The 20,359-nt window shown below is 75.2% G+C and carries 19 protein-coding genes; 7 read left to right on the forward strand and 12 right to left on the reverse strand.

The annotated features are described in order from the left end of the window. Positions 1 to 96: 96 nt before the first annotated feature. The 5 genes from ACFVT2_RS29340 to ACFVT2_RS29360 form a co-directional block, all read right to left on the reverse strand. Complete coding sequence (locus ACFVT2_RS29340) at positions 97 to 660, reverse strand: ATP-binding protein (protein WP_390022660.1); 564 nt, start codon at positions 658 to 660, stop codon at positions 97 to 99. A 208-nt stretch (positions 661 to 868) separates the two neighbouring features. After that, entirely contained in the window at positions 869 to 2,998 is a 2,130-nt protein-coding gene (locus tag ACFVT2_RS29345; RefSeq protein WP_390022661.1) for a xanthine dehydrogenase family protein molybdopterin-binding subunit, read from the reverse strand. A gap of 29 nt (positions 2,999 to 3,027) precedes the next feature. Then, a complete protein-coding gene (locus ACFVT2_RS29350; RefSeq protein WP_390022663.1) occupies positions 3,028 to 4,032 on the reverse strand; it encodes an FAD binding domain-containing protein in 1,005 nt (334 codons plus the stop codon). Further along, on the reverse strand, positions 4,029 to 4,622 hold the full coding sequence (locus ACFVT2_RS29355) for a 2Fe-2S iron-sulfur cluster-binding protein (RefSeq protein ID WP_390022664.1): 594 nt from the start codon (positions 4,620 to 4,622) through the stop codon (positions 4,029 to 4,031). The genes ACFVT2_RS29350 and ACFVT2_RS29355 overlap by 4 nt, the downstream gene beginning before the upstream one ends. Continuing rightward, positions 4,622 to 5,035, reverse strand: coding sequence for a hypothetical protein (locus ACFVT2_RS29360; RefSeq protein WP_390022666.1), 414 nt, complete (start codon positions 5,033 to 5,035; stop codon positions 4,622 to 4,624). Before ACFVT2_RS29360 ends, ACFVT2_RS29355 begins: the two co-directional genes overlap by 1 nt. A gap of 198 nt (positions 5,036 to 5,233) precedes the next feature. On the opposite strand from ACFVT2_RS29360, the gene ACFVT2_RS29365 reads away from it, so the two are divergent. Beyond that, positions 5,234 to 6,061: a lipase family protein gene (locus tag ACFVT2_RS29365; protein ID WP_390022667.1), complete on the forward strand. Its 828-nt coding sequence runs from the start codon at positions 5,234 to 5,236 to the stop codon at positions 6,059 to 6,061. On the opposite strand, the gene ACFVT2_RS29370 is transcribed toward ACFVT2_RS29365, so the two are convergent. Next, a complete protein-coding gene (locus tag ACFVT2_RS29370) occupies positions 6,024 to 6,680 on the reverse strand; it encodes an isochorismatase family protein (RefSeq protein ID WP_390022669.1) in 657 nt (218 codons plus the stop codon). The genes ACFVT2_RS29365 and ACFVT2_RS29370 overlap by 38 nt on opposite strands. Positions 6,681 to 6,882: 202 nt before the next feature. Between ACFVT2_RS29370 and ACFVT2_RS29375 the strand changes: the two genes are divergently transcribed. From ACFVT2_RS29375 to ACFVT2_RS29385, 3 genes are all read left to right on the forward strand, one after another. Next, positions 6,883 to 8,088: a serine hydrolase domain-containing protein gene (locus ACFVT2_RS29375; protein ID WP_390022671.1), complete on the forward strand. Its 1,206-nt coding sequence runs from the start codon at positions 6,883 to 6,885 to the stop codon at positions 8,086 to 8,088. 115 nt (positions 8,089 to 8,203) lie between these two features. Next, positions 8,204 to 8,455 (forward strand): hypothetical protein, encoded by a 252-nt coding sequence (locus ACFVT2_RS29380; protein WP_390022760.1) that lies wholly within the window; start codon positions 8,204 to 8,206, stop codon positions 8,453 to 8,455. Positions 8,456 to 8,736: 281 nt separating this feature from the next. Next, positions 8,737 to 9,795 carry a PP2C family protein-serine/threonine phosphatase gene (locus ACFVT2_RS29385; RefSeq protein ID WP_390022761.1) on the forward strand — a complete coding sequence of 353 codons (1,059 nt, stop codon included), beginning with the start codon at positions 8,737 to 8,739 and terminating at the stop codon, positions 9,793 to 9,795. Here ACFVT2_RS29385 and ACFVT2_RS29390 read toward each other — a convergent pair. From ACFVT2_RS29390 to pcaH, 4 genes are all read right to left on the reverse strand, one after another. Next, on the reverse strand, positions 9,771 to 10,988 hold the full coding sequence (locus ACFVT2_RS29390; RefSeq protein ID WP_390022672.1) for a 4-hydroxybenzoate 3-monooxygenase: 1,218 nt from the start codon (positions 10,986 to 10,988) through the stop codon (positions 9,771 to 9,773). The two genes, ACFVT2_RS29385 and ACFVT2_RS29390, sit on opposite strands and share 25 nt — an antisense overlap. Next, positions 10,988 to 11,806 carry a 3-oxoadipate enol-lactonase gene (gene pcaD / locus ACFVT2_RS29395; protein WP_390022674.1) on the reverse strand — a complete coding sequence of 273 codons (819 nt, stop codon included), beginning with the start codon at positions 11,804 to 11,806 and terminating at the stop codon, positions 10,988 to 10,990. The genes ACFVT2_RS29390 and pcaD overlap by 1 nt, the downstream gene beginning before the upstream one ends. Before the next feature lie 103 nt (positions 11,807 to 11,909). Continuing rightward, the gene (gene pcaG, locus ACFVT2_RS29400; RefSeq protein WP_390022675.1) at positions 11,910 to 12,527 is read right to left on the reverse strand and encodes a protocatechuate 3,4-dioxygenase subunit alpha; all 618 of its coding nucleotides are present in this window, start codon (positions 12,525 to 12,527) and stop codon (positions 11,910 to 11,912) included. Then, positions 12,527 to 13,234 carry a protocatechuate 3,4-dioxygenase subunit beta gene (gene pcaH, locus ACFVT2_RS29405; RefSeq protein WP_390022677.1) on the reverse strand — a complete coding sequence of 236 codons (708 nt, stop codon included), beginning with the start codon at positions 13,232 to 13,234 and terminating at the stop codon, positions 12,527 to 12,529. The genes pcaG and pcaH overlap by 1 nt, the downstream gene beginning before the upstream one ends. Positions 13,235 to 13,653: 419 nt before the next feature. Between pcaH and ACFVT2_RS29410 the strand changes: the two genes are divergently transcribed. Next, entirely contained in the window at positions 13,654 to 15,270 is a 1,617-nt protein-coding gene (locus ACFVT2_RS29410; RefSeq protein WP_390022763.1) for an IclR family transcriptional regulator C-terminal domain-containing protein, read from the forward strand. A 35-nt stretch (positions 15,271 to 15,305) separates the two neighbouring features. On the opposite strand, the gene ACFVT2_RS29415 is transcribed toward ACFVT2_RS29410, so the two are convergent. Next, complete coding sequence (locus tag ACFVT2_RS29415) at positions 15,306 to 16,292, reverse strand: YihY/virulence factor BrkB family protein (RefSeq protein WP_390022678.1); 987 nt, start codon at positions 16,290 to 16,292, stop codon at positions 15,306 to 15,308. A gap of 18 nt (positions 16,293 to 16,310) precedes the next feature. Here ACFVT2_RS29415 and ACFVT2_RS29420 point away from each other — a divergent pair, with 18 nt between their 5' ends. Continuing rightward, positions 16,311 to 17,957, forward strand: a complete 1,647-nt coding sequence (locus ACFVT2_RS29420; protein ID WP_390022680.1) for an acyl-CoA dehydrogenase family protein — start codon at positions 16,311 to 16,313, stop codon at positions 17,955 to 17,957. 169 nt (positions 17,958 to 18,126) lie between these two features. On the opposite strand, the gene ACFVT2_RS29425 is transcribed toward ACFVT2_RS29420, so the two are convergent. Beyond that, the gene (locus tag ACFVT2_RS29425) at positions 18,127 to 18,543 is read right to left on the reverse strand and encodes a hypothetical protein (protein ID WP_390022682.1); all 417 of its coding nucleotides are present in this window, start codon (positions 18,541 to 18,543) and stop codon (positions 18,127 to 18,129) included. Positions 18,544 to 18,855: 312 nt separating this feature from the next. Between ACFVT2_RS29425 and ACFVT2_RS29430 the strand changes: the two genes are divergently transcribed. Then, positions 18,856 to 20,217 (forward strand): GAF domain-containing protein, encoded by a 1,362-nt coding sequence (locus ACFVT2_RS29430; RefSeq protein WP_390022684.1) that lies wholly within the window; start codon positions 18,856 to 18,858, stop codon positions 20,215 to 20,217. The last annotated feature ends 142 nt before the right edge of the window (positions 20,218 to 20,359 follow it).

A 20,359-nucleotide genomic window follows, 5' to 3' on the forward strand; every position in this document is an offset into this window, starting at 1 on the left:
CCGCCGGCCGTTGTGGCCGGTCGGGTGCGTCGGATCAGCGACGCATCGGACCTGCGGGAGCTGGGGCCTGGCCGGTGGACCAGGGTCGGACAGGCCCTAGACCAACGTCGCCTCTGACGGGGTCGGGCCGGCGGCGACGGCCGGGTCGGACACGGGAGCCGGGGCGGGGGTGGGGGCGAGACTGGGGGCGGGGGTGGCCGGGGGCTCCACCGCGGGCGCGGGTTCCACCACGTCCGGCACGCTGCGCAGCGGTACCGGCGGGGTCACCGGGGCGGTGCGGGCCGCCTCGATCCGGCGGGTGAACCAGATGACCTTGCCCTCAGGGGTGCCACAGGTGCCCCAACTGTCGCTCAGGGCGGCGATCCGGGCGAGTCCGCCGCCGCCCGCGCTCTCCAGCCGCGGCAGCCGGGGGCCCTCGTCGGCGACCGAGGCCGTCAGATGCCGGCCGCTCCAACGGAGTTCGACCACACAGCGGGCGGCGGGGCCGATATGGCGGTGGACGTTGGTCAGGAGCTCCGTCACCCCCTCACACACGGGCGGGATGTGCAGCTCAAGATTCCAGTGGCGCAGATGCGCGGCGATGATCCGCCGGATCTGCGGGACGCGCTCCGCCGAGGCGTGCAGTTCGACCGTGTAGTGCCGGTCGCCGGGTGGTGTCATGTCGAGGCTCCTCACCGCGAGGCTCACGTCTTTCACCTCGTTGGACCAACGAACCCCGAACACGAAGAGTGAGCATCCGTCACGTATGGGTTGACTGCCATGCTGACCCGGGTGGTCCGGGTCCGCAACAGGGGTGGTCCGTCGGGGTTGCCCACCCCGGTGGCGGGTCCCGGTCACGGGCTCCCGGTGGCGGGCCCCGTACGGGGCGTCAGGAGTGGAGCGTGGCCAGCGCGGCCAGGACCTTGTCCGGCGTCAGGGGCAGGTCGCGGAGCCGGGTGCCGGTGGCGTGCCACACCGCGTTGCCGAACGCCGCCGCGGTACCGACGATGCCGATCTCACCGATGCCCTTGCTGCCCATGGGGTTGAGGTGCGGGTCCTCCTCGTCGAGCCAGTGCGCCTCGACGACCGGTACGTCGGCGCAGGCCGGGACGTGGTAAGCCGCCAGGTCGCAGGCGGTGAAGTCGCCGAAGGCGGGGTCCAGGGCGCTGCCCTCCATGAGGGCCATGCCCAGGCCCATGGTCATCCCGCCGATGAACTGGGAGCGCGCGGTACGGGAGTTGAGGATCCGCCCGGCCGCGTACTGGCCGAGGAGGCGGCGGACCCGGACCTCGCCGGTGCGGAGGTCGGCCTGCACCTCGGCGAAGACGGCGCCGAAGGCGTGCCGGGAGTACGGGGACCGCTCGGCGGTCTCCAGGCGGGTGTCCTCGGTGACCGTGATGCCCTCGGCGGGGAGCGCCCCCGAGTGGTCGCGCAGCCGGGCCAGCAGCGCCGTGCACGCCTTGTGGACGGCCCAGCCCCAGGAGGCGGTGCCGGCGGAGCCGCCGGCGAGCATGGCGGGCGGCAGGTCGCTGCTGCCGATGTCGACCCGGATGCGGTCCTCGGGGACGCCGAGCGCGGCGGCGGCGACCTGGGCGAGGACGGTGCGGGCGCCGGTGCCGATGTCGGTGGCGTTGACCCGGATCCGGTAGCCGCCGTCGGCGGCGGCGTGCGCCTCGGCCTCGGTGGCGCCGACGTAGACGGGGTAGGTGGCCGCGGCGACGCCGGTGCCCAGGAGGAGGTCGCCGTGGCGGTGTACGGCGGGGCGCGGGTCGCGGGGCAGCCAGCCGAAGCGTTCGGCGCCCTCGCGGAGGCAGTCCACGAGGTGGCGGCTGCTGAAGGGGCGCCCGCTGTCCGGTTCGGTGTCGGGCTCGTTGCGGATGCGCAGTTCGACCGGGTCGATGTCCAGGAGGGCGGCGAGTTCGTCGACGGCGGACTCCAGGGCGTACATTCCCGGGGCCTCACCGGGGGCGCGCATCCAGGAGGGGCTGGGGACGTCGAGGGCGGCGACGCGGTGTGTGGTGCGGCTGTGCGGCGAGGTGTACATGATGCGTGCCGGGACCGCGGCCTGTTCCACGAACTCGGTGATCGTGGAGGTGTGGGTGACGCTGTCGTGGGCGAGGGCGGTGATCACACCGTCGGTGCCGGCGCCGATCCGGACCCGCTGGAGCGTGGGGGCGCGATGGCCGACGACGGCGGGCATCTGGCGGCGCGGCAGGGCCAGTTTGACGGGGCGGCCGGTGTGCCGGGCGGCCATCGCGGCGAGCACGACCTGGGGGCGGGGCGTCCCCTTGGAGCCGAAGCCGCCGCCGACGTGTTCGGAGATCACGGTGATCTCGTCGGTGCCGAGTTTGAACAGGGCGGCCAGGTCCTCGCGCACTCTGGTGGAGCCTTGGCTGGCGTCGTGGACGGTGAGGTGGCCGCTGGCCCACTGGGCGGTGGCGGCGTGCGGTTCCATCGGGTGGTTGTGCAGCGGCGGCACGGTGTAGGTCGCGTCGACCCTCGCCGGTGCGGCGGCGAACGCCGTGTCGAAGTCGCCGCGTTCGCGGACCGCGGGGTAATCGCCGTTGACGCTCTCCGGCACGTACAGCTCCGGGTGGTCCGCGGTGATCCGTACGTCGTGGCGCTCGGTGGCGTAGGTGACGTGAACGGCCTCGGCGCCGGCCCGGGCGGCTTCCAGGGTGTCGGCGACGGCGAGCGCGACGTACCAGCCGCGGTGCGGGACGCGGTCCTCCTGGAGCAGGGCCAGGGTGGGGTCGCCGGTGGACGCCAGGCGGGGCGCGTTCTCGTGGGTGAGCACGGCGATCACCCCGGGCAGCGCCAGCGCCCCGCCGATGTCCAGTTCGGTGATCCGGCCGCGGGCGACGGTGGCCGGGACCGGCCAGGCGTAGGCGCAGCCGGGCGGGGTGTGGTCGGCGGCGTAGCGGGCGGTGCCGGTGACCTTCTGCCGGCCTTCGCGGCGGACCAGGGGGTCGCCCAGCGGGTGCGGCGGCGGGCCCAGCGGGAACTGGTCGTGGCTCATGGCGCGGGTCCTTGTGGTCGGGGGCGGGGTCACCCGTTGTCGGCGAGGTCGGCGCGGTCGGCGAGGTCGGTGAGCACGCCGACGGCGAGGGCATGGGCCAGCGGGACCTTGAAGCCGTTGTCGCGCAGCGGTGCGGCGGCGGCGAGTTCGGCGGCGGCGGCGCGGGCGAAGGTCTCCTCGGTGGCGGGCGCGCCGTGCAGCGCGGCCTCGGCGGTGCGGGCCCGCCAGGGGCGGTGGGCCAGTCCCCCGAACGCGAGCGCGGCGTGGGCGACGAGGCCGTCGCGGACCGCGAGGACGACGGCGACGGAGGCCAGGGCGAAGGCGAACGAGGCGCGGTCGCGGGCCTTGCGGTAGCGGGAGCGGGTGCCGGGGCGGGGCGGCGGCAGTTCGACGGCGGTGAGCAGTTCGCCGAGCCGGATCTCGGTGTCCCGTTCGGGGCTGTCGCCGGGCAGCCGGTGGAAGTCGGTGGCGGGGACGGTGCGTTCGCCTTCGGGCCCGTGCAGGTGCACGGTGGCGTCCAGGGCGGCGAGGGCGACCGCCAGGTCGGAGGGCTGGGTGGCGACGCAGTGTGCGGAGTGCCCGAGGACGGCGAGGTCGCGGTGGGCGCCGTCGAGGGCCGGGCAGCCGGTGCCGGGTTCCCGTTTGTTGCAGGGTTTGGAGGTGTCCTGGAAGTAGGTGCAGCGGGTGCGTTGGAGGAGGTTGCCGCCGGTGGTGGCGGTGTTGCGGAGCTGTCCGGAGGCGCCGGCCAGCAGGGCCTGGGACAGCGCGGGGTAGCGGTCGCGGACGGCGGGGGCCGCCGCGAGGTCGGCGTTGCGGACCGTGGCGCCGATGCGCAGGCCGCCGTCCGGCAGTTCCTCGATGCGGTCCAGCGGCAGCCGGCTGACGTCGATGAGGGTGCGCGGGGCCTCCACGCCGAGCTTCATGAGGTCGACGAGGTTGGTGCCGCCGGCCAGGAACTGTGCGCCGGGCTGCCCGGCGGCGGCCCGTACCGCCTCGTCGACGCTGTCGACCCGCAGGTAGCCGAAGGGTCTCATCGACCGGTCACCCCCGCTCCGGCGGCCGCCGCGTCGGCGACCGCTTCGACGATCCGGGGATAGGCGCCGCAGCGGCACAGGTTGCCGCTCATCCGCTCCCGGATCTCGTCGGCGGTGAGCGCGACCGGGGCCCCGGACCGTGCGGTCTCCGGGGTGACGTGGGAGGGGAAGCCGTCGGCCGCCTCGGCCAGGACGCCGACGGCCGAGCAGATCTGGCCGGGGGTGCAGTAGCCGCACTGGAGGGCGTCGCGGTCCAGGAAGGCTTCCTGGAGGGGGTGCAGTCGCTCGCCGTCGGCCAGGCCCTCGATGGATGTGATCCGGCACCCGTCGTGCGCCACGGCCAGGAGCAGGCAGCTGTTGGCGCGCCGCCCGTCGACGAGGACGGTGCAGGCGCCGCACTGTCCGTGGTCGCAGCCCTTCTTGGTGCCGGTGAGGTCGAGGTGCTCGCGGAGCAGGTCCAGGACGGTGGTGCGGTGGTCGAGGGTCAGGGTGTGCAGGGTGCCGTTGACGGTGAGGGTCAGTTCGGAGTGGCGGCCGTTGACCGGGCGGGGGCCGTCGGTGCCGTCCCGGTGGCCCTCCCCGGATGCCATCAGGGGGCGCCCTTCGTGACGGGCTGCCGCAGCGTCTCCAGCCGCAGTTCGACCTCCTTCTCCTGGTCGCCGGCCGCCATGCCGAGGACGTGGACGGCGAAGGCGGACTTCAGGCCCGCGCACAGCTGGTCCACGGCCCAGTAGCCACCCTGGAGGGTGACGGTGACGGGGGAGGTCAGCCGGCGCGGCTCCGGGGTGGTGCCGCGTTCGCTGACGTCGACGGTGGAGGTCCACACCGTCGCGCCCGGCCCGGCCGTCTCCTGGGGGACGTCGTCCGCGGCGCGGTCGGAGCGGAAGGCGGTGTGCAGGGTGCTGAAGACGGCATGGGCGTCCGCCGTCCCGCACCCCTGGAGCTCCACCACGACTTCGGCCGATACGTGTTCTGCGTGTGACGCCTGTTCCGCGCTGTTCACTGTGGGCCCTTCCTGTGGGTGCCGGACGCTTCCAGGCTCGCTCCGCACCCCGGTGTGTGCGACCCGAGGCTCGAACGAGTGGTTTAAACGGGCGCACCTGCTCGTCACCGCAACAGGAGGTTACGGTGTGTAGTCAGAGCGCGCTCTCCGTAGTCGCACTGTCGTCACTGCCGGCCGCACATCCCCCCAGGAGCACCGTTGACCAGTCCCCTCGTCGATCGACACGCCACCGGCTACAGCCTCCGTCAGGCGCTGTGCATGGTGCGCGCCGCCGAGCTCGCGTACCAGGGCGAGCAGACCATCGAGGCCGCCGCTCGGGAGTGGGGGTTCGACCGGGTGCGCCACCACCACACCGCGTTCCGCCCGCCGTTCCCGCTCCAGGACACCCAGGCGTACACCCTCGGCGGACGACACATGATCATCACCGCGTTCCGCGGCACCGAGCCGGCCGAGCTGCGGGACTGGCTCTCCGACGCCACCACCCCGCCGTGGCCCGGCCCCGGCGGCCGGGGTTATGTGCACTACGGCTTCGCCGAGGCGTTGGAGGCCGTGTGGCCGCAGGTCCTCACCACCCTCAAGGAGTTCCGGGACAACGACCAGGCGCTCTACTTCACCGGCCACAGCCTGGGCGGGGCGCTGGCGATGCTGGCCGGCACCCGGCTGCACTTCGAGGACCCCCGACTGACCGCCGACGGCGTCTACACCTTCGGCCAGCCCCGCACCTGCGACCCGGGGCTGGCCCGGGAGTTCAACACCGCCTTCGCGGAGCGGATGTACCGCTTCGTCAACAACAACGACATCGTCCCCCAGCTCCCGCCGGAGCCGGTCTTCCGCCACGTCTCCGCGTTGCGCTACATCGACTCCCGGGGCGCGGTGCACAACACCATGCCGCTGATCGGCGGCCTGCTGGACCGCGGCCGGGGCCTCACCGCCGATCTGCTGGCCCCCGCCTCGGACGGCATCCGGGACCACTTCATCACGGCGTACGTCACCGCGCTGGAGAACGCGGCGGAGCAGCAGGGCTGAGCCACCGGTCGGCCGCGGCGGGGAGCCCGGGGAAGGGTGCCTGCACCGGTGGGGCGGTGAAGGCGACGGCGGCGGCGTGCGGGACGATCTCGACCTCGTCGCCGAGGGCCCACTCGGCGGCCCGGGAGGACATCGCGGCCGGCACGGTGTCGCTGATGTCCGGCGCGGCGGGGATGTCGTAGGTGGCGTGCGCGTCGTGCGGCAGGACGACGCGGTGGCCCAGCGCCAGTGCGGTCCGCGCGGTGGCGGCGACGCACATTTCGGAGAGCACTCCGCACACCGCCAGTTGGGTCACGCCCGCCCCGGTGAGCAGGGCGCCGAGGCCGGTGCCCGCGAAGCCGTCGTCCTCGGTCTTGCGGACCACGTACTCGTGGGGGCCGGGCTCGACGGGGAGGTGGAGTTCCCAGCCGGGGGTGTGGGGCGCGTCGACGGTGCCGGGCGCGCCGTCGTTCTGCAGGTGGACGACGAGGGCGCCGGCCGCGCGGGCGCGGGAGAGCAGGCCGCGGGTCCGGTCCAGGACCCGGGCCGCGTCGGGGACCGCCTCCTCCCCGGAGACGAACGCGGACTGGACGTCGACGACGAGGAGGGCCTGGACGGGGCGGAGCGGCGCGGCGGTCATGGTGGCCATCATCCCGGCCCGCGGCGCTGGGCCGGACGGGCGGGAATGATTCTGGCCGGACAGGCATGGTTGCCACAGGCATCGATTCGGGCGGATCATCCGTACGTGCTCCACGGCCGTACGTACGTCGTGTCCGCGCGTGGGCGTGCGTGCGGTGGGGCGCGGTACCCGACCGCACCGCGACGACGCGAGGAGAGCCACCGTGGAAGCTGCCACCGTCAACGGCCGCTGCGCACCGGGTTTCGAGGGGGTGCGCGGCGCCTTCGAGCGGAACTTCCGCGAGCACCGCGAGATCGGGGCGGCGGTCGCGGTGACCCTGGACGGGGAGCCGGTGGTCGACCTGTGGGGCGGCCGTGCGGATGCCGCGGGGAGCCGGGCCTGGGAGCGGGACACCCTGGTCAACGTCTACTCGACGACCAAGGGGATGACCGCGCTGTGCGCCCATCTCCTGGTGGACCGGGGTGAGTTGGACCTGGATGCGCCGGTCGCCCACTACTGGCCGGAATTCGCCCAGGCCGGGAAGGAGGCCATACCGGTGCGCTGGCTGCTCAGCCACCGTGCCGGGCTGCCGGCGCCCCGGGAGCCGCTGGCCGAGGGCCGTGCCTACGACTGGAAGTACGTCTGCGACGCCCTGGCGGCCACCGCGCCGTGGTGGGAGCCGGGGGCCGCGCAGGGCTACCACGCGATCACCTTCGGATATCTGGTAGGCGAGGTGGTCCGGCGGATCACCGGGCAGTCGCCGGGGGCGTTCCTGCGCAGTGAGATCACCGGGCCGCTCGACGCCGCGGTCTTCATCGGCACCCCGGTCGAGGAGCACCCGCGGTGCGCCGACATGGTCGGCCAGCTGAGCCCGGGCCAGCTCGGCGAGCGCTTCCGGGACCTGCCGAAACCGCCGGTGCGCGGGATCGCCGACCATCCGCGGGCCGGGGTCACGCTGGCGCTGACGTACATCCCCACCGGCGACGTCAACAGCGCCGCCTACCGCACCGCGGAGATCCCGTCCGGCAACGCCCACGCCTCGGCGCGCGGTCTGGCCGCCGTCTACGCGGCGCTGGCCGGCGGCCGGCTGGTCGGGCCGGCCACCCTGGAGGCGATGCGCCGCTCGCAGAGCCGGCCGGACGAACCGGACCTGACCCTCGGCGCGCTCGCCCCGGAGGGCAGCGCCGCGGCGTACCGCTGGGGGCTGGGCTACATGCTCAACGACCGGGGTCAGGCGGGGCCCAACCGGCGGGCCTTCGGGCACGGCGGCGCGGGCGGTTCCTACGCCTTCGCGGACCCGGAGAACGGGGTGGCGTACGCGTATGTCATGAACCGGTTCGGGGGCGGGACCAGCGGTGAGGACCCGCGCAGCCGGGCGCTGGTGGCGGCGGTGTACACGGCGCTGGCGGCGGTCCGCGGCCGGCCCTGAGGGTCCGCTCCGACCGCGGCGGATGCGCGGGTGCGGCGCAATAATGGGAGGTGCGGCATGGATCCGTCCGGCGCCGCCGCGGGTGCGACGGCCCCGGAGAGAGGGCGTGGTGACCATGGAACGGGACACCGAGCCGGTTCACGAGGCGTACGCGTTCGTCTGCCTGCACTGCGGACACGGGTGGGAGGAGGAGTACGAGATCCGCCACACCACCGATCTCGCGGGCCGCCGGCGCGCCGACTACTTCACCCACGGCCGGCGGGTGCCCTCTCCGCTGACCCGGGCGGACTGCCCGGACTGCAACCGCGGCCCGATCCGGATCCTGCGGCCCGGCCGGGTGAACAGCGCTCGGACGTACCTCGGCTGACGCGTCCGCGCCGCCGCGTCCGACCCCGCTGCAATTCGATAACGGGGGCGCACGCACCGTCATTCAGTCCGGCAAACGTTGCATATGCTCAGGTCGGGGGCCCGGAGGCTGGTTTCGGACAGTCGAACGGACCGCGGCCGGTGCCCCGTATGCGATCGCCTCTCAGGGGCCGCCGGCCGGGCGGTCCCTGATCCGTCACAACGCCGGAGTGGACCTTGACCGTGGAGAAGGGGGAGCAGCGCACCCGCTCCCGTGCGCTGGCCGCGCTTCCGTACCTGGTCATGGCCGCGGTCAGCGCGGTGGACCTCACCGCGGGCCCGGAGGTCGGCTTTCTGCCCCTGGTGTCACTGGGGCCGGCGTTCGCCGGTCTGGTCGGCGGCTGGCGGCGGACCGCGCTGGTCGGGCTGACCGCGGCGGTGCTCTGCGTCGGGCTGGGGGTCCACAGCGGGCTGTTCGAGAGCCGGCGCGGGCTGACCGCGCTGCTGTCGGTGGCCGGGGTGACCGCGGCCGGGGTGGTGGCCGCAGTGATGCGGCAGCGCCGGGAGGCGGAGCTGGCCAGCGTGCGGTCGATCGCCGAGGTCGCCCAGCGGGTGCTGCTACGACCGGTGCCGCGCGGTGCCGGTCCGCTGCGGATCGCGGTCTCGTACACCTCCGCGGTGGCCGAGGCCCGGATCGGCGGCGACCTCTACGAGGTGGTGACCTCGCCCGCCGGGGTGCGGATCATCGTCGGGGACGTGCAGGGCAAGGGCCTGGAGGCGGTGGAGAGCGCCGCGGTGGTGCTCGGCGCGTTCCGGGAGGCGGCGCACGACGAGCCGGACCTGCCGGCGGTCGGCGCCCGGGTCGAGCGGGCGCTCAACCGTCACCTGTCCGGTGAGCGGTTCGTGACCGCGGTGCTCGCCGAGATCGGCGACGGTCCGCACGCCACGCTGCTGAACTTCGGCCACCCCTCCCCCCTGGTCGTCCGCCCCTCCGGCCAGGTCGGCTACGCGGCGCCGCCGGAACGCGCGCTGCCGCTGGGCCTGATGGAGCACGGGCCGGACGCGCCGGTCCCCCACCAGGTGCCGTTCGCCCCCGGCGACCAACTGCTCTTCTACACCGACGGGGTCACCGAGGCCCGGGACTCGGCCGGCTGGTTCTACCCGCTCGACGAGCGCGCCCATCTGCTCAAGGACCCCGACCCGGAGGCGGCGCTCCAGGCGGTCCGGGAGGACGTGGTCGACCACGCGGAGGGGCCGCTGCACGATGACGCGGCGATGCTGCTGGTGCGGTACCGGACGGGGCGCCGGGACCCGGACCGGCCGGGCCCCGGGGGCGGTCAGGACAGTGGCAGCCCGGTGTAGTTCTCGGCGAGTTCGGCGGCGGCGTGCCAGGAGCCGGCGATGCGGTCGAGCTGGGCGAGTTGGAGCCGGGTGTCGAAGGGGCTCTGGTCCGGGGCGGTGTGCAGGGTCGTGGTCATGAAGTGCGAGAAGTGCTCGGCGCGCCAGACCCGACGCAGACAGGTGGCGGAGTAGGCGTCGAGCAGTTCCGCCGAGCCGGTCCGGTGCCGGTGCGTCAGGGCGCGGGCCAGGACGGTGACGTCGGCGACGGCGAGGTTGAGGCCCTTGGCGCCGGTGGGCGGGACGATGTGCGCCGCGTCGCCGGCCAGCAGGACCCGGCCCCAGCGCATCGGCTCGGTGACCGAACTGCGCAGCGGCAGGACGGCCTTGGCGGTGAGCGGGCCGCGGGCCGGTTTCCAGGGGGCGGTGTCGACGGCGGCGCGGGCCTGGAGTTCGTCCCAGATCCGGTCGTCGGGCCAGTCCGCCGGGTCGGTGCCGTTGGGGACCTGGAGGTAGAGCCGGCTGAGGGTGGGCGTGCGCATGCTGAGCAGGGCGAAGCCGCGGTCGGAGTGGGCGTAGACCAGCTCGTCGTGGGAGGGCGGCACGTCGGCGAGGACGCCGAGCCAGGAGTAGGGGTAGCCGCGGGTGTAGGTGCGGCGGGCGGACTCCGGGATCGCCTGCCGGGCCACGCCGTGGAAGCCGTCGCAGCCGGCGACGTAGGCGCAGGTGAGGGTGTGTTCGCGGCCGCCGTGGGTGTAGTGGATACGGGGCCGGTCGGTGTCCGCGCCGGTCACCGCGAGCGCCTGGGCGTCGAACAGCAGCGGTGGGCCGTCGGCGAGTTGGAGCGCTATCAGGTCCTTGACGACCTCCGTCTGGGCGTAGACGGTCACCCGGCGGCCGTCGGTCAGCGCCGGGAAGTCCAGGCGGTGGGCGCGCCGGTGGTAGCGCAGCTCGATGCCGTCGTGGACCAGTCCCTCGCGGTCCAGCCGCTCCCCCGCCCCGCAGGCGCGCAGCACGTCGGTGGTGCCCTGTTCGAGGATGCCGGCGCGCTGTCGCTGTTCGACGTAGGCGCGGTCGCGGCCCTCCAGGACCACGCAGTCGATGCCGGCGCGGTGCAGCAGCCGGGCGAGCAGCAGTCCGGCGGGGCCGCCGCCGATGATGCCGACGGTGGTCTCGCGGGCAGGCGCGCTCGGTGGGGAGGCGGGGGTGCGGGGCATCAGCGGTCCGTTCGTGGGGCGGGGCGGGTGTGGAGCGGGACGAGGTGGGCGAGGAGGGCGGCGAGGACCTCGGCGGGGCGTTCGACGCCGGCGAGGTGGGCGGCGCCGGACAGTTCGACGAGGCTGGCGTCCGGGATGCCGTCGGTGAGTTCGCGGGCGTGCGCGGGCGGGGTGGCCGGGTCGGCGCGGCCGGCCACGACGAGGGTGGGGGCGTCGATCCGGGGCAGGGCGGTGCGCAGGTCGAAGGTGGCCAGGGCGTCGCAGCAGGCCGCGTACCCGTCGGGCGAGACGTCCCGGCGCAACGTCTCGACCAGGGCGGTGGCGGTCGGTGAGGGGGCGAAGGCGGGGGTGAACCAACGGTCGGCGGCCGTGTCGGCAACCGCGTCGGTGCCCTTGGTGCGGACCTGCGCGGCGCGTTCGCGCCAGCCGGCCGGCTCGCCGAACCGCGCGGACGAGCAGATCAGGGCGAGCGAGGCGATCCGGGTCGGGTGGTGTGCGGCGAGCCAGGCGCCCACCGCGCCGCCCAGCGACACCCCGGCGTAGGCGAACCGGTCGAGGCGGAGGGCGTCGGCGAGGTCCAGGACCAGGCCGGCCAGTTCGGGGACGGTGGTCGTCCCGGGGTCGGCCAGCACGTCGAGGGGGGTGCCGCCGTGGCCCGGGAGGTCCCAGCGGACGACGTGGAACCGGCGGGCGAGCTCGGGGAGTTGGGGGTCCCAGAGGGAGAGTTCGGTGCCCAGGGACGGGCCGAGGACGAGCGGCGGGGCCCCGAGCGGGCCGTCGGTGGCGTGGTGCAGTGCGGGGGCGGCGGGCGGCGTCATACGGGCTCCTGCGGGGCGTACGGGTGCTGCGTGGGGGGCGGGGTGTGCGGGGCGTGCCGTCCGGGTCGGGGCGCGGGCCGGCGCCGGTGGTGCAGCGGTTGGTTCAGCGGAAGACAAGGAACACCGTCTCCTCGTACCTGCCGTCCGCCGGCTGTTGGAGTTGCACGTCGAAGCGGTAGCGGCCGGGGCCGTCGGGGCGGGCCAGGAGGGTGCGGGCGCGCTCCTCGGGCAGCCCCGCCAGCAGCGGGTCGGTGGCCCGGGCCGCGGCGTGTTCGGGGAGGTAGACGCGGGTGAACAGGTGGTGCAGCAGACCGCGGGCGTGGACGCAGACCGCGAGGTACGGCGCGGCGTCCGGGCGTCCGGCGGGGGGCAGGGTGCGGACCGCGTAGTGCCCGCCGGCGTCGGTGGGGACCCGGCCGAAGCCGGTGAACACCGCGCCGTCCCGGCCGAGGAACGCGCCGGTGGCCGGGTCCCGGCGCAGCGAGCCCGGCGCGCCGGCCGGGCCGCCGTCACCGCCGGCCTGCCAGAACTCCAGCAGCGCGTCCGGCACCGGAGCCCCCTCCCCGTCGCGGACCTGGCCGTGCAGGGTGACGGCGTCGGGGTGCCCTTCGGGCGCGATCCGGCCGCCGTCGGGGAAGGGCAGGGCGTGGCCGAAGAAGGGGCCGATGGTCTGCGCGGGCGTCGGGGCGAGCGGCCCGCCGCGGGCGGTGGCGTCGGACATCAGCGGCCCTCCTCGGTCCGGGTGGCGGACGGGCCGTCCAGGACCACGTCCCAGCGGTAGCCGAGCACCCCGTCGGGGCGGGACAGCGCGTGGTCGTAGACCGCGATCAGGCGTTGGCGGGCGGCGGGGTCGGCGACCGAGGCGAGGATCTGGTCGTAGGGGAGGAGCGGGTCGCCGGGGAAGTACATCTGGGTGACCAGCCGCTGGGTGAAGGCGGTCCCGAAGAAAGAGAAGTGGATGTGGGCCGGGCGCCAGGCCCGTTCGTCGGGCAGGGGGTAGGCGCCGGGTTTGACGGTGGTGAAGGTGTAGCGGCCCTGGTCGTCGGTGAGGCAGCGGCCGACGCCGGTGAAGTTGGGGTCCAGCGGCGCCGGGTGCCGGTCCTGCCGGTGGGCGTACCGGCCGGAGGCGTTGGCCTGCCAGATCTCGACGAGTTGGCCGCGGACCGGACGGCCGGCGCGGTCCAGGACCCGGCCGGTGACGGTCAGGCGCTCGCCGAGCGGCTCACCGGGGTGCTGCCGGGTGAGGTCCGCGTCGAGGTCGTGGACGTCGGCGGGGCCGAAGACCGGGCCGGTCAGCTCCACGGTCTCCGGGTCGGTCCGGATGTCGAGGGGGTGGCGCGGCCGCCGGGGGTGGCGCTCCGGTGCGCCGCGGTAGGGCGCGGGTTCCGGGGCCGGGAGCGGCGGGGCGGGGGATGCCGGTGCGGTCATGGTGCCCTTTCCCTGCGGTGGACGGGTGCGGACCGGGCGGTGGACACCGCTCCGCCGGGACGCGGTCCAGCGTGCCGACGTTTTCCCCGGCGGTCACCGGGGCGCGCCGGAGCGCCACCCCCGGGCAGCCGCGGCGTCCTGCTGAGCACCCGTCAGGACCCGGCCGGTCGCGGGCGGGTTGGCGGCCCTCCTGACGGGCCAATTCCCTTCTGGGCGGCGGCTGTTCGCCCAGTGAACTGAAGTTCACGGTTCGCGTTGCCCCGAGTCTGGCCCGGGCCCCCGGCCGTGTCAACGGTGCGCCCGGTACGGTTCCGGACTACTCCGGACCACCCCGCCGCACCGTGGAGAACCCCTTGCCGTCGTCCGCCCGCACCGCTCCGCCCACCCCGACGCCACCACCGGAGGCGGTGGCGCCGCTGATGCGCGCGCTGGCGGTGCTGCGCGCGCTGACGGCCGCCGGTGGCCGGGCGGCGGTGAGCGATCTGGTGCGGGCCACCGGTCTGGCGCGCGCCACCGCGGACCGCCTCCTGAGCACGCTCGCCCGGCTCGGCTACGTCCGGGCCGAGGGCCGCGACGCGGTGCTCGCCCCCGGCCTGCTGGAACTCGGCAACGCCTACCTCGCCGCCACCGGCCTCCCCGACCGGCTCGGCCCGCTGGCCGACCGCCTCGCCGACACCCTCGACGAATCGGTGTCGCTGGCCGTCCCCGACGGCGACGGGATGCGCTTCGTCCACCAGGCGACGCGGCGGCGCGCCATGTCGCTGGCGTTCCGGATCGGTGATCTGCTGCCGGCCGAACGCGGCGCGCCGGGTGCGCTGTTCGCGGCGGACTGGGAGCCGGCGGACTGGCGGCGCTGGCGGGCGCGCCGGGCCGCCGACCCGGCCGACGCGGGCTTCCCGGCGGTGCCGCCCAGGGGGCCCGAGGACGCCGCGCCGGCCGGCGCCCGTCGGATCGCGGCGGACTTCACGGCGCGGGTGGCCGCGGCCCGTGCCGCCGGCTGGTCCCGGGACGACCAACTCATCGAACCGGGCCTGATCGCCGTGGCGATGCCGGTCCGGGACCCGGCGGGCGGCACGGTCTGCGCGGTGAGCGTGGTCAGCCACACCAGTCGCCACACCGCCGCCGCGCTGCCGGACGCGGTCCTCCGCCGGCTCCGCGACACGGTCGCCGCCATGGAGGAGGCGTTGACCGCGCCGTCCCCCGCCGCGGCCGCGGACGCCCGCCGCCCGGCCGCCTGGCGGCGCGCCTCGAAGCAGCAACTGGGCCCCGGATTCGTGGAGTCCGTCGCCCGCGGGCTGGCCGTCCTCACCGCGTTCGGCACCGGCCGGGCCGCGCTGACGCTGTCCGCCGTCGCCGAGGCCACCGGACTCCCCCGCGCCACCGCCCGGCGCGCCCTGATCACCCTGGAGCACCTCGGCTACACCACGGCCGGCGGTGGCCTGTTCCGCCCCACCCCGAAGGTCCTGGACCTGGGCTTCCCGCAGCTCTCCGGGCTCACCCTGCCGGCCCTCGCCCGGCCCCATCTGGCGGCGCTGGCCGAACTCGTCCAGGACTCGGCCTCGTTGGCGGTGCCGACCGCCGACGGCGCCGACGCCGGGCAGACCGTCCAGTACGTCATCGGGGTCCCCGCCGCCCGCATCATGAGCGTCACGATCAACCCGGGCAGTCGCGCCCCGGCGCACGCCACCGCCCCGGGCCGGGTCCTCCTGGCGGCCCTGCCGGCCGCCGGGCGCACCGCCCTCCTCGCCGACCGCGGCCACGGCCCGGCCGGACTCCCGGCCCTACTCGACGGGGTCCGCGCCGACGGCCACGCCCTGGTGGACGACGAACTGGAGGCGGGCCTGCGCTCCGTGGCGGTCGCGGTGCACGACCGCACCGGCCGGGCCGTGGCCGCGGTCGGCGTGTCCACCCACGCCGGTGGCCGGCCACCGGCGGCCACCCGCGCCGCGGTGCTGCCCGCGCTGCGCGAGACGGCCGCCGCCATCGAGGCCGACCTGCGGGTGGCCGGGCGCTATCTGCCGGTGCCGGTGCCGTGAGTCAGCCGATGCCGTGAGTCAGCCGGTGTCGTGGGTCATTCGGTGTCGTGGGCGGACGCGGCGCGGCGCCGTTCACTCTCCGCGCGGGCGGCGGCGGTGGCGACCGACGGCCACACCCGGTCCAGTGCGGCGTTCATGGCGGCGCCGACCAGGACCGCGAAGGCGGAGACGCCGATCCACAGCAGGACCGCGACCGGGGCGGCCAACGAGCCGTAGATGGTGGGTCCTTCGACGGCCGCGGTGAGGTAGAGGCGGAGCAGGAAGCTGCCGAGGATCCACATCGCCAGGGCGACGACGGCGCCGGGGATGTCCTCGCGCCAGGGCGAACGGACCGGCACCGAGACGTGGTAGAGGGTGGTGAGGAAGGCGATGGACAGGATCAGCACGACCGGCCAGTACAGGACGCGGATGACGGTCTCGCTGGCGGGGAGCCAGCTGACCACCACGTCGGGGCCGGCGACCATCAGCGGCAGCGCGATCGCACCGGCCACGAGGGCGGCGACGTAGAGCGCGAAGGACAGCAGCCGGGTATGGACGATGCCGCGGCGGCCGTCCAGCCCGTACATGATCGTGATGGTGTCCACGAAGACGTTGAGCGCCCGGGAGCCGGACCACAGGGCGATGGCGAAGCCCAGGGAGATGATGTCGGGGCGGTGGCCGGTGAAGACGTCGTTCAGCAGCGGGCGGGCGATCTCGTCGACGCCCCGGTGGGACAGGACGGTGCCGGCGGCGCGCAGGATGTGCGAGCGGAAGGTGTCGAGGGTGGTGTGGCCGATCCACGGCTCGGTGTAGCCGAGGACGCCGAGCAGGCCCAGGATCAGCGGGGGCAGGGAGAGCAGGCACCAGAACGCGGCCTCGGCGGCCAGGCCGGTGACGCGGTAGCGCATGCAGGTGCCGATGATGTCCTTGAGCAGCAGCCACATCAGACGCCGTTTGGAGACGTTGCGGTACAGGACCCTGGCGCGGGTCAGACGCCCCCGGGGCGGCCCGTGCGGTTCGGTCGGTTTGTTCGGCGGCTGCACCTCCTTACCGTATCGGGCATGGCAGCCACCACTCATACCGTGACGAACCAGCCCCCGCCGTTGACCGGGTACGACGTCTTCGCCGCCGATCCGGCGCTCACCGAGGGGGTGGCCCGGCACGTCGCCGGGGAGCACCTCGGCGACGTACGGGAGGAGCTGAGCCGGCTGGGTCAGGCGGCCGGTACGGCCCAGGCCCAGCGCTGGGGCGAACAGGCCAACGCGTATCCGCCGGTGCTGCGCACCCACGACCGCTACGGGCACCGCATCGACGAGGTGGAGTTCCACCCGGCGTGGCACCGGCTGCTCGGCCATGCCGTCACGGCCGGGCTGACCGACGCCTGGTCACGTCCGCACGGGCACGTCCGGCGCACCGCGGGCTTCCTGGTGTGGACCCAGGTGGAGGCGGGGCACGGCTGTCCGCTGTCGATGACCCACGCGGCGGTCCCGGCGCTGCGGGCCGAGCCCGCGCTGGCGGCCGAGTGGGAGCCGCTGTTGACCTCGCGGGTCTACGAGGCGGAGCTGCGGCCGGCGGCGCAGAAGGCGGGCGCGCTGGCGGGGATGGCGATGACCGAGAAGCAGGGCGGCAGCGACGTCCGGGCGAACACCACCCGCGCCGAGCCGCTGGCGGCGGCCGGGGAGTACGCCCTGACGGGCCACAAGTGGTTCTGCTCGGCACCGATGTCGGACGCGTTCCTGGTACTGGCCCAGGCGCCGGGAGGGCTGACCTGCTTCCTGCTGCCGCGGGTGCTGCCGGACGGCACCCGCAACGCGTTCCGGATCCAGCGGCTCAAGGACAAGCTCGGCAACCGCGCGAACGCCTCGGCGGAGGTGGAGTTCGACGGGCGCACCTGGGCGCGGCGGGTCGGTGAGGAGGGGCGCGGGGTGGCGACGATCCTCGACATGGTCGCGGCGACCCGGCTGGACTGCGTCACCGCGTCGGCTGCGGTGATGCGGCAGGCGGTGGCGCAGGCGCTGCACCACACCGCGTACCGGGAGGCGTTCGGGCGCCGGCTGATCGACCAGCCGCTGATGCGCAACGTGCTGGCCGACCTGGCACTGGAGTCGGAGGCGGCGACCACGCTGGCGCTGCGGCTGGCGGCGGCGTACGACGGCGACACCGAGCAGGACCGGGCCTTCTTGCGGCTGGCGGTGCCGGCGGCCAAGTACTGGGTGACCAAGCGGTGCACGCCGGTGGTCGCGGAGGCGCTGGAGTGCCTGGGCGGCAACGGCTACGTGGAGGAGTCGGGGCTGCCGCGGCTGCTGCGCGAGGCCCCGCTGAACTCGATCTGGGAGGGTGCGGGCAACATCCAGGCGCTCGACGTGCTGCGGGCGCTACGGCGGGAGCCCGCGGCGCTCAACGCCTATCTGACCGAGATCGGTACCGCGCGGGGCGCCGACCACCGGCTGGACCGGGCGATCACGGGGCTGTTGACCGAACTCGCCGACCTGGAGGGCATCGAGGCCCGGGCCCGGCGGTTGGCCGAGCGGCTGGCGCTGGTGCTCCAGGGGGCCCTGTTGGTGCGGTACGCGCCGCCGGAGGTGGCCGATGCGTTCTGCGCCGCCCGGCTCGGCGGCGACGCGGGCGCGGCGTTCGGCACGCTGCCGCACACGCTGGACCTGGCGGCGGTGGTGGAGCGGGCGCGGCCGGTGCTGGTGGCGGAGTAGCGCGTGCCGCCGGGCGCGCCCGCCCGGACTTCGGTGGCGCGGCGGCGGTTCCGCGTCCCCCTCGAAAGCCGTCAGCAACCCGGCTCCGGGTGGGGGACGGGACAGGGGATAACCGCCGCCGCGCCGGGCAGGGAGCGGTGTCGCGCCGACTCGGCACCGTTCCCGGTCTTCAGGGCCATCGCGGCGGCTGCGGCGCGGTGCGCCCGCGCAGTGCCGCGTCGATGACCACGATGATCTCGGCGTCCGGTACGTCAGGCCGGAAGCCGACCAGAACGCCGCGCGCCTCGTAGTACCGGATCACGCGGGAGGCGTCACCCGGGCCGTCCAGTTCCGCCTCGCGCAGGTGCACGACGAGGTCGGCGAAGGCCGGTGCGGGCAACGGACCGCCGAAGCGGGCAACCCGGTCGAGGAGTTGCGGCGCACCGTCGATCACATAACCCGTGGCCGGAAGCGGCTGACGCCTGATCAGGACGTCGACCGCGGACAGCCGGGGCACGCCGTAGTGTCCGGCCAAGCGGGCGGCCCGTGCGAGCCGACCTCCCTCGCCGGTGCCGATCACCACGACACGCGGGGTGGCGGCCACCATGGTGAGCCCCCTCCCACACCGTGCCGACGACGCGGGCGGCCGATCGCATCCCCGGCGGGCACCGGCGGGTTCTCCGTCGGGTGTCCGGCGAAACCTCCGGGTGACCCCACACCCTCAGGGCGTGGAGAGGGACGCCATCGGCCGCTGGGACCAGATTTCCCTGGAGGAGTCATAGGCCACAACGGTTGCATTCCGTTGCAGCCGATCTGACCAATGGGCTCTCCCTGGCCGGCCGCTGACGGCACGATGGGCACGGACCGGACACCGGGACCGGACACCGGGACCGAACGCACGGGCACAACGGAGAGCAGCGTGAGCGACAGACCGATCGACAGGGCCGGCGAGCGGACCGGCGCCCGGCCGGCCGAGAGACCGATCGCGAGCGCCGTCCGCTCGGCCCAGGACATCCGGGAGACCGCGCGGCGGCTGGCCGGGGTCCACGAGGCGGCGCTGGCCGGCGACCACCTGCCGGCGGAGTCCCCCAGGGACGCGCCCCGCACGGTGATCGGCGAGTCCTGGCGGCGGGTGCTGGACCGCGGCGTGGACCCGGAGCGGGGCAGCGACCAACACCCTTTGGGAGTCGCGGAGTTGGAGTTCCGGAGGCAGAAGTCCCAGCTGACGTCGGTACTGCCGGTACTCAGCGGCGGACTGCTGCCGACCGCCGAAGCCGCCCAGCAGATCATGGTGGTCACCGACGCCGAGGGCCGGGTGCTGTGGCGCGACGGCAGCGCCCCGATCCGGCGGATGGCCGACCGGCTCGGCTTCGACAAGGGTGCCGACTGGACGGAGGGGACGGTCGGCACCAACGCGATCGGCACCGCGCTGGTGGCCCGCAGCCCGGTGCTGGTGCACTCCGCCGAGCACTTCCTGCGCAGCCACCACCAGTGGACGTGCGCCGCGGCACCGCTGCACGACCCGCGCGACGGGCGGCTGCTGGGCACGGTGGACGTCAGCGGACCGGCGTACGCGTTCCATCCGACGACCCTGGCGCTGGTCTCCGCGGTGGCCCGGCTCGCCGAGGGTGAGCTGCGGACCCGTCACCACGCGTCCCTGGAGCGGCTGCGGTCGAGTGCGGCGCCGGTGCTGGCCCGGATCGGCGGGCGGGCGCTGGCCGTCGACGCCAACGGCTGGACGGCGGCGGTGGCGGGGGTGACCCCGCCGGACCGGGTGGCGCTGCCCAAGGAGCCGGCGGCCGGGGCGCTGTGGCTGCCGCGGTACGGAATGTGCACGTTGGAGCCGCTACCGGGCGGCTGGCTGATCCGGCTCGGTCGGCCGGAGCCGGCGCCGGAGCCGCACCGGGTGGTGCTGGACCTCGGCGGGCCCGGCGGGCCGGCGGTGACGGTGGCCGGGCCGGCGGGCAGCTGGTCGCACGCGCTGACCCCGCGCCACGCCGAGCTGCTGTTCCTGCTGGCCGCCCATCCGCGCGGCCGCAGCGCCGCCGAGCTGGCCCGGGACCTGTTCGGCGACGGCGGGCGGACGGTGACGGTCAGGGCCGAGCTGTCCCGGCTGCGGCGCCATCTGGCGGGGGTGCTGGCCCACCGGCCGTACCGCTTCTCGGACGGGGTGGAGGTGGAGCTCCGCCTACCGGCCCGGCCCGTGGAGCTGCTGCCGCACTCCACGGCGCCGACGGTACTGGCGGCCCGGCGGACGGGTGCCGGACACGACGGGGCATGAGCGGACCGGCGCGCCCGCCGGAAATTCCGGTGCGCGGGCGCGCCGCTCTCCCCTACGGTGAACGCACTCTGACGCAGCTCTCCAGAAGGACGTCGCAGAACGGGAGCAGCCGGCACACGGATGACGTGCCGGACAAGACGAG

Source organism: Streptomyces sp. NPDC058000 (assembly GCF_042886435.1).
Taxonomy (GTDB): domain Bacteria; phylum Actinomycetota; class Actinomycetes; order Streptomycetales; family Streptomycetaceae; genus Streptomyces.

Excerpts from the sequence above, each read along its gene's own strand:
- ACFVT2_RS29340 (WP_390022660.1), bottom strand. The coding sequence starts at position 660 with ATGACACCACCCGGCGACCGGCACTACACGGTCGAACTGCACGCCTCG.
- ACFVT2_RS29345 (WP_390022661.1), bottom strand. The coding sequence starts at position 2,998 with ATGAGCCACGACCAGTTCCCGCTGGGCCCGCCGCCGCACCCGCTGGGC.
- ACFVT2_RS29350 (WP_390022663.1), bottom strand. The coding sequence starts at position 4,032 with ATGAGACCCTTCGGCTACCTGCGGGTCGACAGCGTCGACGAGGCGGTA.
- ACFVT2_RS29355 (WP_390022664.1), bottom strand. The coding sequence starts at position 4,622 with ATGGCATCCGGGGAGGGCCACCGGGACGGCACCGACGGCCCCCGCCCG.
- ACFVT2_RS29370 (WP_390022669.1), bottom strand. The coding sequence starts at position 6,680 with ATGACCGCCGCGCCGCTCCGCCCCGTCCAGGCCCTCCTCGTCGTCGAC.
- ACFVT2_RS29380 (WP_390022760.1), top strand. The coding sequence starts at position 8,204 with ATGGAACGGGACACCGAGCCGGTTCACGAGGCGTACGCGTTCGTCTGC.
- ACFVT2_RS29385 (WP_390022761.1), top strand. The coding sequence starts at position 8,737 with ATGGCCGCGGTCAGCGCGGTGGACCTCACCGCGGGCCCGGAGGTCGGC.
- ACFVT2_RS29390 (WP_390022672.1), bottom strand. The coding sequence starts at position 10,988 with ATGCCCCGCACCCCCGCCTCCCCACCGAGCGCGCCTGCCCGCGAGACC.
- pcaD (WP_390022674.1), bottom strand. The coding sequence starts at position 11,806 with ATGACGCCGCCCGCCGCCCCCGCACTGCACCACGCCACCGACGGCCCG.
- pcaG (WP_390022675.1), bottom strand. The coding sequence starts at position 12,527 with ATGTCCGACGCCACCGCCCGCGGCGGGCCGCTCGCCCCGACGCCCGCG.
- pcaH (WP_390022677.1), bottom strand. The coding sequence starts at position 13,234 with ATGACCGCACCGGCATCCCCCGCCCCGCCGCTCCCGGCCCCGGAACCC.
- ACFVT2_RS29410 (WP_390022763.1), top strand. The coding sequence starts at position 13,654 with ATGCGCGCGCTGGCGGTGCTGCGCGCGCTGACGGCCGCCGGTGGCCGG.
- ACFVT2_RS29420 (WP_390022680.1), top strand. The coding sequence starts at position 16,311 with ATGGCAGCCACCACTCATACCGTGACGAACCAGCCCCCGCCGTTGACC.
- ACFVT2_RS29425 (WP_390022682.1), bottom strand. The coding sequence starts at position 18,543 with ATGGTGGCCGCCACCCCGCGTGTCGTGGTGATCGGCACCGGCGAGGGA.